The following is a 12671-nucleotide window of genomic DNA, read 5'->3' on the forward strand; positions in this document are numbered from 1 at the left end:
CCGCGAGCTTCGGCCATGATCTACCTCTATCTCGCGGTCGCCATCGCAGCCGAAGTGATCGGCACCAGCGCGCTCAAGGCATCCGACGTCTTCACCCGGCTTGGTCCCTCGGTGATCGTCGTCGTGGCCTATGCGGTCGCGTTCTTCTTTCTCGCCATTGTCGTGCGGCAGATGAATGTCGGCATCGCCTACGCGATCTGGTCGGGTCTGGGCATCGTGCTCATCACCATCATCGGAACGATCTGGTTCGGCGAGCGGCTGGACACGGCCGCGATCATCGGCCTTGGCCTCATCATTGCTGGCGTGGTGACCATCAATCTGTTTTCCAATACTGTGCCGCACTGATTTGAGGCGGTGCGCGTGAAGACGCTTTGTCCGCCTGCTGGCAGCATCCGGGGAACCTGAATGACCATGCTCATCCTTCTTGCCGTCATCGCCGCGGCCGTTCTCTACGCGATCGTCCTCTACAACACGCTGGTGAAGAAGCGGCAGATGGCCAACGAGGGCTGGAGCGGCATCGACGTGCAGCTCAAGCGACGCGCCGACCTGATCCCCAACCTGCTGGAATCGGTGAAGGGTTACATGTCCCACGAGCAGGACACCCTGCGCGAAGTCACCGAACTGCGCACCCGCGCGCAGGCCGTGCCGGACGACAACGTCGCCGAGCGCGCCAAGGTGGAAAACATGCTGTCGGGCGCACTTGGCAGGCTTCTGGCGGTGGCGGAAAACTACCCCGACCTGAAGGCCAGCCAGAACTTCATCGATTTCCAGGATGCGCTGGAAGACACCGAGAACAAGCTGGAGATGGCCCGGCGCTACTACAACGGCACTGTGCGCGAACTGAACGTGATGATCGAGCAGTTCCCGTCGAACCTCATTGCCGGCCAGTTTGGCTTTGAAAAGCGCGAGTATTTCGAGATCGAGGAAGCAACCGACCGGGAAGTCCCCAAGGTCAGCTTCAGCTGAAATAGCGGATCTCCCGCCATGCAACGCCTGCTCGCCACGCTCTGCCTGATCGCGACTTTCCTTGCCGCGCACACCCTGCCGCTCGCGGCACAGGGTGCGGAAGAGATCACGCTGTTTGAATCGCGCATCTCGGTGGATGAAGACGGCGCGCTGACGGTCACCGAACTCATCACCGTCAATGCCCAGCACATCCAGGTGAAGCGCGGCATCTACCGCGACTTCCCGACCCGCTACTACGACGAGGACAACGGCCTGCTGGAGACTCGGCCCTTCGAGGTGCTGAGCGTCAAGCGGGACGGCGTGGACGAGCCGTACCACACCCAGTCCATGGGCGGCGGCGTGCGCATCTATATCGGCAACGAGAACTTCTTCGTTTCGCGTGGCATCCACACCTACGAGCTGACCTACCGCACCGAGCGCCAGCTTCGCCATTTCGAGGATTTCGACGAGGTCTACTGGAACGTCACCGGCAATGCCTGGGCGTTCCCGATCCGGCTGGCGCGGGCCCGCGTGACGCTGCCGCCAGATGCCGAGGTGCTGCAATGGGCGGCCTATACCGGCCCGCGCGGTTCCACCGAGCGCGACGCGGAAGTCATCGCCCAGTCGGGGCGCGCCATCACCATCGAGACGACCCGCCGGCTCAGTAGCGGCGAGGGGCTGACGGTTGCCGTCGCCTTCCCGAAGGGCTTCGTGCCGGACGTGACACCGAACCAGGCGCTCTTCCGCAAGATATGGGACAATCTCGGGTTGTTCACGTTCCTGGCCGCCGTGCCGCTGATCTTCGGCTACCTGCTCCACCACTGGGCGCGCGTTGGGCGCGATCCGCCGCGCCGGGCGGTCATTCCCCGCTTCGGGGCGCCGCGCGGCCTGTCGCCGGGGGCTGTCAGCTATCTCTACTTTCGGGGCTTCCGGAAGGGCTTCCGCTCGGGCGCATCGAAAGCCTTCGTCGCCGCGCTGACTGCGCTGGCGGTCAAGGGCCGGATCATCATTGACGAGACCGGCAAGCACATGAAGGTCAAGTCGCGTCCGGGGTCGCGCCAGCCCATGACCGATGACGAGCGCGCGCTGTCCAATGCGTTGCTCGGCCAGTTGAGCGAACGCGAGTTCAAGAAGGAAAACGCGAAGACGATCCGCAACGCCATCACGCGCTTCCGCTCGGCCATCGAGAGGAGCTATGCGGACGTCTACTACACGACCAACCGGCGCTACGTGATCGTCGCCTTCATCATGCTGGTGTTCGCAGCGGTGTTCTTCCTCATCGTCGACCGCCCGCCGGAAACGGTGCTGATACCGACGATCTTCGCCATGGCATTCGGCGGCGTCGGACTGACGATCTTTTCTGTCGCGCTGACGCGCATTCTCGGCATCGCGGGCGAGGGCAGCCTCACCGGCGCAATATTCATGCTGCTGTTCTCGATCCCCTTCGCAACCGTACCGCTGCTGATGGTGCTGCTGACGCCGGGCGGATGGGTCACGCTGGTGCCGCTGCTCGCTTATCTCACCATCGCGGCAATCGTTACCTTCGCCTACCTGATGCCGGCCCCCACGGAGGACGGCCAGCGCCTTGCCGAGGAGATCGAAGGCTACCGGCTCTATCTCTCCGTCGCAGAGGCTGAACGTATGAACATGGCCGGCGCGCCACGCATCACCCCGCAGGTCTACGAGACGCATCTGCCCTTCGCCATCGGGCTTGGTGTCGAGAAGCAGTGGTCGCACGCTTTCGAGGAAGCGCTGACCGAGGCCGGCAAGACCGACCGCACCTACAGGCCCGGCTTCTATCGCGGCAATGCGTGGAACGCGGGAACCCTTTCGCGCGCAGCCGGCGGCATGGCGGCGGCCATCGGGTCATCCATCGCCAGCGCAACGCCTGCCCCCTCGTCCTCTTCAGGTTCCGGCGGCGGCGGTTTTTCCGGCGGCGGTGGTGGTGGTGGCGGCGGTGGCGGCTGGTAGTCTCGGCAACAGCGAACCGGGAAGGGTTAACATTTATTAACTCATGTGCGAGTGTGCTTTCCGTTACGTCAGACAACTGCCGTTTGAGGGGGGCAGCATGACGATCCGGAAAGAACTTCGCCGTCACGCGCGGGTTATCGCTCTTTCGCTCTCGATAGCATGCGTCTGGCACGGCACTGGACTTGCGGTTCCCGCAGGCCCGTCCGCGTCTTCCAGCGGCATCGGTGAGGGGCCGAGCGAACTCGGTGAACCGAGCCGCATCCAGTACGACATCCCGTGCAGTCCGCGCCTCTATGAGGAGTGCTACCGCCAGCCGCCGGAGCAAGGAACAGCGGGCGGCAACATCAGCTTCCTCGGCTTTGTCGCGGGCTTCTTCACAACCCTTTTCTCCGCCGGGCGCTGAAACGAAAACGGCGCCCGTTCGGGCGCCGCTTGAAAATGTCCGGGTGCTTGCCGGCAGCCCTTACCTGTTGGTGATCAGGCCCCACAAGTCGAACTTCCGCTTCAGGCCGACGCGCACGAGGTGGATGTCGTCGAAGTCGGTGGTAACTGCGGTAGGAACTCCGGGGCTGACATTGTCGCCCAGATCGATGTGCAGATACTCGATCTTGGCCGACCAGTTCTGGTCGAACGCCATCTCGACACCGGCACCGATGGCAAGCCCGGCGCTGATATCATCCGACTCGCCAAGGCTGCCAGTACCAAGGACACCGGACTGGACCTCGCCATAGGCAAGGCCCGCCGTGCCATAGAACAGGAACATGCCGGTGGCGTAGCCGATGCGCCCGCGAATGGTCGAGAACCAGTTCACCTGGGCATAGCAGTTCGCCGGAGCGCAGCCGCCCACTTCTCCGCTGATATCGCCGAAGGACGTATCGCTTTCATAGCCCCAGACCCAGGCACCGTTTTGCCAGTTGGCGCCGGAGGTCCAGCCGATAAAGCCGCCGTCGATGCCGTAGGTCCCGGTCGACGCCGAACCGACGCTTTCGCTATCGCCCCAGGCGCCGCCGCCCTGGATGCCGATGAAATGGCCGGACCAGTCGTGGGCCGTGCCGGTGAAGCGGTCGTCAGCATTGGCCGTGCCGCACAGAAGTGCCGCGCCAACTGCGCCTGCCGCGATCTTCGCATTGATTGATTTCATGGAACCCCGAGCCCCCTGGGTGTTCGTGCGCGCGCCCCGCGCAAATGGAATTGCATCAGGTCTAAGTCGCACGGGGTAACAAAACAACTGACCGGCCGTGATTCACGGGCGAATGCTTTCCGCTAGGTCCGGTTTTTCTGCGACTATGGCGAAACGGCCACACGCGCCGCGAACAGCCGGCGGTGCTGGACATGGCAGCCCGCGCGCGATACGCCGTGCCCAATCATCCGTGAACCGCCGCGAACCCCATGCCAGACCTTCTGCTTGAACTCTTCTCCGAAGAAATTCCCGCGCGCATGCAAAAGCGCGCGTCCGACGATCTGAAGAAGCTCGTCACCGATGCCATGGTCAATGCCGGGCTGACCTACGAGGCCGCCCGCGCCTTCGCCACGCCGCGCCGGCTGACGCTGTCCGTCGTCGGCGTCCCGGTGAAGAGCCCGGACACGCTGGGAGAGCGCAAGGGCCCCCGCGTCGGCGCACCGGAACAGGCGCTGGCAGGCTTCCTGAAGGCAGCCGGCCTTTCCAGCATCGAGGAAGCCGAGACGGTCGAGGACCCCAAGAAGGGCGCGTTCTACGTGGCGCGCACCAGCAAGCAGGGCCGCGACGCAACCGCGATCATCGCCGAGATCGTGCCGGACTTGATCCGCAAGTTCCCCTGGCCAAAATCCATGCGCTGGGGGTCCGGCTCCCTGCGCTGGGTGCGCCCGTTGCACTCGATCCTGTGCACCTTCGGTCCCGAGACCGAGGAACCGGAGGTCGTATCCTTCGAGGTCGACGGGATCAACTCCGGCGACACGACGCGCGGCCACCGCTTCATGGCACCGGGCGAGATCACCGTGCGCCGGTTCGATGACTACGTCTCCAAGCTGGAGGCGGCCAAGGTCGTGCTCGACCCGGAACGCCGCGCCGACATGATCCGCGCCGATGCCAAGACGCTGGCGTTCGCGCAGGGCATGGAACTGGTCGAGGACGAGGGGCTGGTGAACGAGGTCGCCGGGCTGGTCGAGTGGCCGGTGCCGCTGATGGGCACCTTCGACGAAAGCTTTCTCGACGTGCCGGACGAGGCGATCCGCGCAACCATCCGCGCCAACCAGAAATGCTTCGTGCTCACGGACCCGGCAACGGGCAAGCTTGCCAACCGGTTCATCGCGGTTGCCAATATCGAGGCGGCGGACGGCGGCGAGAAGATCACCGCCGGCAACGAGCGCGTCATCGCGGCCCGCCTGTCGGATGCGAAGTTCTTCTGGGAGACGGACCTCGCGACACCGCTCGCGACCCATGCCGAGAAGCTCGCCGGCATCGTCTATCACGAGAAGCTTGGCACGCAGGCCGAACGCGTCGAGCGCATCGCAGCGCTGGCCAAGGAACTGGCCCCCGTCGTCGGCGCGGACCCGGACAGGGCCGAGCGCGCCGCCCGCCTCGCCAAGGCCGATCTGGTCACCGAAATGGTCGGAGAATTCCCCGAGCTTCAGGGCCTGATGGGCCGCTACTACGCGCTGGCCCAAGGTGAGGACGCGGACGTCGCAGCGGCAATCGAGGAACACTACAAGCCGCAGGGTCCGTCCGACACGGTGCCGTCCAACTCAGTCTCCATTGCGGTTGCGCTTGCTGACAAGCTCGACACGCTCGTCGGCTTCTGGGCCATCGACGAGAAGCCGACCGGCAGCAAGGACCCTTATGCGCTGCGCCGTGCGGCGCTCGGCGTTATTCGGTTGGTGCTCGGAAACGGGCTTCGGATAGAGTTGGGGTGGCTGTTAGATGCGGCTTTAAATCAAATCATCAAGATGAGCGATTTAGACATCTATCAACCCATCGACAAATTGCGTGAAATTGAATTGCGAACTGCGCGGGATTCGCACTTTTACGATCTGGCCGATACGCTGATAGCGGTTAGAGATCACCCGATATTCAATTTTTTCTTTAACGAAGATGGTTTAATCCAGAAACTGATTGAAAAATCGCTGAAGCTCCGGAATTATGCGGTAAGCAAAGAGAAATCTATTATCTATTTTGATCGTAAAGAAGCCGAACGAGTTTCTAAAGAAATAGAAGAAATGGTTGCTGGGCGCACCAAAGAAATGTACGCGCCATTATATTTGAAGATTGAATTTGATAATAATGAATTTCCCTATCGAGATGCCGAGAAACGAACAAAATACAGCGAAAAGTTCATTTTCTTCGATAGGCTCATTAGCGATCTCCTCTCCTTCTTCGCGGACCGCCTGAAGGTCCAGCTTCGCGACGAGGGCGCGCGGCACGACCTGGTGGATGCTGTCTTCGCGCTTCCCGATCAGGACGATCTTCTCATGGTCACCCGCCGGGTCGAGGCGCTGGGCGCGTTTCTCGACACCGATGACGGCGCGAACCTGATGGCGGCCTACAAGCGCGCCGCCAACATCCTGCGCATCGAGGAAAAGAAGGACGACACCACCTACCCGGCAACGCCCGATCCCGACCGCTTCGCGGTGCAGGAGGAGCGCGCCCTGTTCGACGCGCTGGAGACAGCGCGCGGCGAAGTTGACATGGCGCTGGAGCGCGAGGACTTCGCCGACGCCATGACGGCGCTGTCGAAGCTGCGCGCGCCCGTCGATACCTTCTTCGACGACGTGACGGTGAATGCCGAGGATGCTGACGTTCGCGTCAACCGGCTGAAGCTGCTCGCCGCCATCCGCGGCACGATGGACAGGGTTGCCGTCTTCGACAAGGTTGCCGGCTAGCGCTTCTGCGCTTCAAACACGACGCAACGTTTCCCTGAATCGCGCACGGCGATGAGCCTGCGCGGCGCGCTGTTCCGCGCGCGTACGCTGCACTGCGCGCGAGGTCTTCCACAAACGCATTGTCCCTAAACAGCTTGACGCATTGCATCGCGGGCGCGTTTGCGCGATGAAGCCTCACTCTTCGCGGTTGCAGCATGAGTCCTGTTCCGCGAAGGCAAAGAAGACTGCGCGAGACGCTTCAGGGACGTGTGACATGACGCAATGGGTCTATTCATTCGGCGGCAGGTCCGCCGAGGGCGAAGCCGGCATGAAGAACCTGCTCGGCGGCAAGGGTGCCAACCTTGCCGAAATGTCGAGCCTGGGCCTGCCGGTGCCGCCGGGATTCACGATCACGACCGAGGTCTGCAACTACTATTACGACAACGCCGAGAGCTACCCCGCCGACCTGCGCGAGCAGGCGGCCGCCGCGGTGAGCCGCATCGGCGAGATCACCGGAAAGGGTTTCGGCGACACCGAGAACCCGCTTTTGGTCTCCGTGCGCTCCGGCGCGCGCGCCTCCATGCCGGGCATGATGGACACGGTCCTCAATCTTGGCCTCAACGACGAGACGGTCGAGGCGCTCGCGAAGAACTCCGGCGACCGGCGTTTCGCCTATGACAGCTACCGCCGCTTCATCCAGATGTATTCCGACGTGGTGCTCGGCGTGGAGCATCACAATTTCGAGGAGATCCTCGAGCTCTACAAGGAAGAGCGGTCGCTGACGCTGGACACCGATCTCGGTGCCGACGACTGGGAACACATCGTCGCCGCCTTCAAGGTGCGCGTCGAGGAGGAGCTTGGCTCGTCCTTCCCGCTGGACGTGAACGAGCAGCTCTGGGGCGCCATCGGCGCGGTGTTCGGCTCCTGGATGAACCAGCGCGCCATCACCTATCGCCGCCTGCATGAAATCCCGGCGACGTGGGGCACGGCGGTCAACGTGCAGGCCATGGTCTTCGGCAACATGGGCGAGGATTCCGCAACTGGCGTTGCCTTCACCCGAAACCCCTCCACTGGTGAGAAGGCGCTCTATGGCGAGTTCCTCATCAATGCGCAGGGCGAGGATGTCGTCGCAGGTATCCGCACCCCGCAGGACCTGACGGAAGCAGCCCGCGAGGCTGCAGGCTCAGACAAGGCATCGCTTGAAAGGGCCATGCCGGAGACATTCTCGGAGTTTGTCGGCATCTGCGACCAGCTCGAAAACCACTATCGCGACATGCAGGACCTCGAATTCACCGTCGAGCAGGGCAAGCTGTGGATGCTGCAGACCCGGTCGGGAAAGCGCACCACAAAGGCAGCCCTCAAGATCGCCGTGGACATGGCCGCCGAAGGCCTCATCACGCAAGATGAAGCCGTGCTGCGCATCGATGCCGGCGCGCTCGACCAGCTTCTGCACCCGATGATCGACCCCGACGCCCCGCGCACCATCATCGCCAACGGCCTGCCGGCCTCACCCGGCGCGGCGCAGGGCGAGATCGTGTTCAATTCCGATGATGCCGAGCGGCTGAAGGCGGAAGGGCGCGCGGTCATCCTCGTGCGCGTGGAAACCAGCCCGGAAGACATTCACGGCATGCATGCCGCAGAAGGCATCCTCACGACGCGCGGCGGCATGACGAGCCACGCGGCCGTTGTCGCGCGCGGCATGGGCAAGCCCTGCGTGTCTGGTGCCGGGATGCTGCGCATCAACTACGCCAAGGGCGAGATGCTGGCCGCCGGCCGCATCTTCAAGGAAGGCGACATCATCACCGTGGACGGCTCCACGGGGCAGGTGCTGGAAGGCCGCGTGAACATGCTCCAGCCGGAACTTTCCGGCGATTTCGGACAGATCATGGAATGGGCCGATTCCCGCCGCGTGCTGGGCGTGCGCGCCAATGCCGAGACCCCGCTCGATGCCCGCGCCGCGCGCGAGTTCGGTGCCGAGGGCATCGGCCTGTCGCGCACCGAGCACATGTTCTTCGACGGCGACCGCATCACCTCCGTGCGCCAGATGATCCTGGCAGACGACGAAGCGGGCCGCCGCAAGGCGCTCGACAAGCTGCTGCCGATGCAGCGCGAGGACTTCATCGAGCTGTTCGAGATCATGGCCGGCCTGCCCGTGACGATCCGACTGCTGGACCCCCCGCTGCACGAGTTCCTCCCCCACGATGCGGAGGAAATCGCGGAAGTGGCCGAAGGTCTCGGCGCCGATGTCGACAAGGTGACGGCGCGGGTCGAACTGCTGAAGGAACTGAACCCGATGCTTGGCCATCGCGGTTGCCGCCTCGGCATCTCCTACCCTGAAATCTACGAGATGCAGGCGCAGGCAATCTTCGAGGCCGCAGCCGAAGCCGCGAAGAAGACCGGCCAGCCGGTGACGCCGGAAGTCATGATCCCGCTCATCGCCACCAAGGCGGAATTCGACCTGCTGAAGGAGCGTATCGACGCGGTGGCCGACAAGGTCCGCGCAGACAAGGGCGTCGAGATCGAGTACCAGACCGGTACCATGATCGAGCTTCCCCGCGCCTGCCTGCGCGCCGGCGAAATCGCCGAAAGCGCGGAGTTCTTCTCCTTTGGCACCAACGACCTGACGCAGACCGCCTTCGGCATCTCGCGTGACGATGCGGCGAGCTTCCTCGGCACCTACGTGGAAAAAGGCCTGCTGGAGGCCGACCCGTTCATTTCCATCGACACCGGTGGCGTTGGCGAACTGGTGTCCATCGGTTGCGAGCGCGGTCGTGCCGTGCGTCCCGACATCAAGCTCGGCATCTGCGGCGAGCATGGCGGCGATCCGGCCTCGGTGCGCTTCTGCCACGAGGTTGGTCTCACTTATGTCTCCTGCTCGCCCTACCGCGTGCCGATTGCACGCCTTGCGGCAGCGCAGGCCGCGATTGCCGGCGATGCCGGCTCGACGGACTAAGGGTCGAGGGCCGCGTGCGGTGAGCAGCGGTGCGGACCATCTCGCCGCGCTGCGGACCGGCGGCAAGCAGGCGGTTGCGCGCGCGCTGACCGCGCTTGAGCGCGGGCTGGACCCGGCCGGTGCACCGGATGCCGAAACCGCTGACCTGCTGGATGCGGCAATCGCCGACCCGACCGGCATTGTCATCGGCCTGACCGGGCCGCCCGGCGTCGGCAAGTCGACGCTGACGGGTGAACTGCTCACCAGCTGGCGCAAGGCGGGCCTGAGTGTCGGCGTCATTGCCGTCGATCCGTCCTCGCAGATCACCGGTGGGGCGCTGTTGGGTGACCGCACGCGCATTCGCACGGCTCCCGACGACGACAAGGCCTTCGTGCGCTCGCTTGCCGCCCGCGACCGGCTCGGCGGCCTGTCGGACCATTCCGTTGCAGCCGCGCTTCTCATGCGCGCGGTCTACGACCGGGTGATCGTGGAAACCGTCGGCATCGGGCAATCAGAAGCCGACATTGGCCTGATTGCTGACACGCTGGTCCTGTGCGTGCAGCCGGGTTCAGGCGACAGTCTTCAGTTCATGAAGGCCGGCATCATGGAACTGCCCGACGTGATCGCCGTCACGAAATCCGACATGGGAGCGGCCGCCCGCCGTGCGCGCGCCGACGTGGAAGGCGCGCTCGGCCTCGTGGCAACCGGCATCGCCGACTGGAAGGTTCCGGTGGTCGCGCTGTCGGCTGCCAGCGGCGAGGGCATCGACGATCTTCTGGCTGCAATCAGCAGTCACCGCGCGTGGCTGGACGAGGACCGGCATCTCGCTCAAAGGCGTCAGGACCAGGCCCGCGCCTTCATGCGCGACTTCGTCAAATCGCGCCACGGACGGGCGGGCCTGAACCGCGTCGTGACAGAAATCGCTTCGGCTGATGCGAGAAAGCCCTTTGAGGCACTGAGAAGGCTTGTGAAATTTCTCGACCGGTAAACCATTGATTTACCTAGAAAACACTTCACCTCTTGCCTGCCAATTTCCTGACTTTTTTTATCGTTAATTCACCATCAACGCTTTTGCGGCGAAATGGTCATGCGACGGGGGGTCCGTCGGGTATCAGCGCTTTCGCCGCCCGCGTTCGGGGTTTTGGCGATGCTTGAAATAAGTGGTGTTTGAGTTGCGTAAGACGTTTCGCATGCCGCCGCGCAGGGGGCGCATCGGGTACCGCCTACGTGCGGTCGTATTCGCAGTCATCGGTCTTCTGGTCACGACGGGCGAAGCCGCCTATCAGGACGCCGCCGCGATGTTGACGAAGGAAATCGTCAACAAGGATCGCTGGCGCACGTCACTGGTGGCAGCGCCCAACGGCGCAGAGTACACGGCCAAGGTGGCACTTCCCTTCAAATCATCTTCCGCGTCTGCAGGGGCCGGCACGCTCGGCGTATCCAACGGTCACGAGATGCTTGGCGTGGATCCGTCCGATGCCATGATGACCGGCGCGCTCCCAAAGGCGCCGAATAATCCGGAAGACAGCGTCAACCGCGTGGTCAAGAGCGACCTGCAGATGAGCCGTCCGCCCGTCGGCACCACGCTGCGCATGTCTCCCGATGGCGGCGGCATCCTGCGCAACGCGCCGCAGCTCATCGATCCGAGCGAGCTTGCCGGCCAGCGTCTTTCCTTCACCGCGCCAACAGAAGAGCGGCGCGGTGCCATGGTTCTTGCCTCGCTTGGCCTGGAATTCCTCTACGGCGAGGAAGCCCTGCCGACCCTGTTTGACGATCGGCTTCCCTCCGACCCCGGCTATGACGTGAATCGCTATGTCCAGGAGCTGAACTGCCTGGCCACAGCCGTCTACTTTGAAGCCCGCGGCGAGCCGGACCCCGGCCAGATCGCCGTCGCGCAGGTGGTCACCAACCGCGTGCGCTCCAGCTACTACCCGGACTCGGTTTGCGGGGTCGTCTACCAGAACAAGCACTGGCGCAACCGCTGCCAGTTCTCGTTCGCCTGCGACCGCATCCCCGACAAGGTCCGCGACAAGAATTCATGGGAAAAGGCAATGACCTTTGCCCGCGACGTGATGAGCGGCAAGGCCTTCGACGACAAGGTCAACGACTCCACGCACTACCACGCCGACTACGTTCACCCGCGCTGGGTGCGTGGCATGGTCAAGCGTGACAAGATCGGTCGCCACATCTTCTACCAGGTTCGCAAGTGGATCTGACCTGAAGCCTCAGGCTTCGTCTTCCAGGTCCGCATCGGCCGCAGTTTCCGGCGTGAACAGCAGAAACCCCCTCACCGTGTAGAAGTAGGGGGTTTCCTGCCATCCGGCGGCGGCAAAGGCTTCGCTCCCCTCCGGCCACGGCTGGTTGTCGAGGATCGCGTGCGTGTGTGCCTCGCCCTTGCCGGTGTTGCAGTGGATCGCGCTGACCCAGTGCTCCTGCTCCGACAGCTCCTTGCGAATGAGTGCTTCTTCCAGCAGTTCGAGTGCGCCGGGTGGTGCGATGTCGGCACCTTGCGCCGGGCCGCGATAGACCGGCTCGGTGGAATGCAGGATGAACCGGCCCGCGTCGAAATCGCAGATCGAGCGGTCCACTTCCGGCGTCTGAACGTCCCACAGGCCCGACAGCAGCACGTGGAACGGCCCGGCGACGAAGTTCTTCAGCGCGTCCATGCAGCCGGTCGTCTCCGTGCCCACGCCGGCATAGGTTTCCTCGATGATTTCGCCACCGGAGAGCGTGGCTTCCACCGTCAGCGTGCCGATGCCGTTGCCGGTGTCGCTTTCCAGCCAGTGCGCGCGCAGCGCGGGAAACACCCCGTCCGGCAGCACCCAACCGGCCTTTTCCTCAGCTTGCAGCCCGTACTCGGCAAACAGCTTGCGCATGAAATCTGCGAGCATTTCGTCCATGTCGGCCGCCCCCTTGTGACCGTTGACACAGTCTGACGCTTCTCGCAGCCAATGCGGGCAAGGTCAAACCGCTTTGAGCGCAGGCC

Annotated in this window: 10 protein-coding genes; 8 read left to right on the plus strand and 2 right to left on the minus strand. The window is 63.7% G+C overall.

Annotated features, from left to right (window positions below):
- Positions 1-15 precede the first annotated feature (15 nt).
- The 4 genes from ACKTEK_RS02175 to ACKTEK_RS02190 all read left to right on the plus strand — a co-directional run bounded on the left by ACKTEK_RS02175 (position 16) and on the right by ACKTEK_RS02190 (position 3319).
- Entirely contained in the window at positions 16-345 is a 330-nt protein-coding gene (locus ACKTEK_RS02175; RefSeq protein ID WP_409163596.1) for a DMT family transporter, read from the plus strand.
- A 66-nt stretch (positions 346-411) separates the two neighbouring features.
- Positions 412-966 (plus strand): LemA family protein, encoded by a 555-nt coding sequence (locus ACKTEK_RS02180; protein ID WP_409164874.1) that lies wholly within the window; start codon positions 412-414, stop codon positions 964-966.
- An 18-nt stretch (positions 967-984) separates the two neighbouring features.
- Positions 985-2916: a DUF2207 domain-containing protein gene (locus ACKTEK_RS02185; RefSeq protein ID WP_409163597.1), complete on the plus strand. Its 1932-nt coding sequence runs from the start codon at positions 985-987 to the stop codon at positions 2914-2916.
- Positions 2917-3013: 97 nt separating this feature from the next.
- A complete protein-coding gene (locus ACKTEK_RS02190; protein ID WP_409163598.1) occupies positions 3014-3319 on the plus strand; it encodes a hypothetical protein in 306 nt (101 codons plus the stop codon).
- A 60-nt stretch (positions 3320-3379) separates the two neighbouring features.
- On the opposite strand, the gene ACKTEK_RS02195 is transcribed toward ACKTEK_RS02190, so the two are convergent.
- Positions 3380-4057, minus strand: coding sequence for an outer membrane protein (locus ACKTEK_RS02195; protein ID WP_409163599.1), 678 nt, complete (start codon positions 4055-4057; stop codon positions 3380-3382).
- A gap of 248 nt (positions 4058-4305) precedes the next feature.
- Here ACKTEK_RS02195 and glyS point away from each other — a divergent pair, with 248 nt between their 5' ends.
- From glyS to ACKTEK_RS02215, 4 genes are all read left to right on the plus strand, one after another.
- Entirely contained in the window at positions 4306-6774 is a 2469-nt protein-coding gene (gene glyS / locus ACKTEK_RS02200) for a glycine--tRNA ligase subunit beta (protein ID WP_409163600.1), read from the plus strand.
- Between the two features lie 253 nt (positions 6775-7027).
- The gene (gene ppdK, locus ACKTEK_RS02205) at positions 7028-9706 is read left to right on the plus strand and encodes a pyruvate, phosphate dikinase (protein ID WP_409163601.1); all 2679 of its coding nucleotides are present in this window, start codon (positions 7028-7030) and stop codon (positions 9704-9706) included.
- Positions 9707-9725: 19 nt separating this feature from the next.
- On the plus strand, positions 9726-10673 hold the full coding sequence (locus ACKTEK_RS02210) for an ArgK/MeaB family GTPase (protein WP_409163602.1): 948 nt from the start codon (positions 9726-9728) through the stop codon (positions 10671-10673).
- 202 nt (positions 10674-10875) lie between these two features.
- A complete protein-coding gene (locus ACKTEK_RS02215; protein ID WP_409163603.1) occupies positions 10876-11901 on the plus strand; it encodes a cell wall hydrolase in 1026 nt (341 codons plus the stop codon).
- Positions 11902-11910: 9 nt separating this feature from the next.
- Here the strand turns inward: ACKTEK_RS02215 and ACKTEK_RS02220 are convergent, their stop codons facing one another.
- Positions 11911-12585 (minus strand): DUF6348 family protein, encoded by a 675-nt coding sequence (locus tag ACKTEK_RS02220; RefSeq protein WP_409163604.1) that lies wholly within the window; start codon positions 12583-12585, stop codon positions 11911-11913.
- Positions 12586-12671 lie beyond the last annotated feature (86 nt).

The sequence above is a fragment of the Tepidamorphus sp. 3E244 genome, from assembly GCF_046159835.1.
GTDB lineage: Bacteria > Pseudomonadota > Alphaproteobacteria > Rhizobiales > Tepidamorphaceae > JACKJK01.

Coding starts and splice junctions, on each gene's coding strand:
- ACKTEK_RS02175 (WP_409163596.1), top strand. CDS start 16: ATGATCTACCTCTATCTCGCGGTCGCCATCGCAGCCGAAGTGATCGGC.
- ACKTEK_RS02215 (WP_409163603.1), top strand. CDS start 10,876: ATGCCGCCGCGCAGGGGGCGCATCGGGTACCGCCTACGTGCGGTCGTA.
- ACKTEK_RS02220 (WP_409163604.1), bottom strand. CDS start 12,585: ATGGACGAAATGCTCGCAGATTTCATGCGCAAGCTGTTTGCCGAGTAC.
- glyS (WP_409163600.1), top strand. CDS start 4,306: ATGCCAGACCTTCTGCTTGAACTCTTCTCCGAAGAAATTCCCGCGCGC.
- ACKTEK_RS02190 (WP_409163598.1), top strand. CDS start 3,014: ATGACGATCCGGAAAGAACTTCGCCGTCACGCGCGGGTTATCGCTCTT.
- ACKTEK_RS02195 (WP_409163599.1), bottom strand. CDS start 4,057: ATGAAATCAATCAATGCGAAGATCGCGGCAGGCGCAGTTGGCGCGGCA.
- ppdK (WP_409163601.1), top strand. CDS start 7,028: ATGACGCAATGGGTCTATTCATTCGGCGGCAGGTCCGCCGAGGGCGAA.
- ACKTEK_RS02180 (WP_409164874.1), top strand. CDS start 412: ATGCTCATCCTTCTTGCCGTCATCGCCGCGGCCGTTCTCTACGCGATC.
- ACKTEK_RS02185 (WP_409163597.1), top strand. CDS start 985: ATGCAACGCCTGCTCGCCACGCTCTGCCTGATCGCGACTTTCCTTGCC.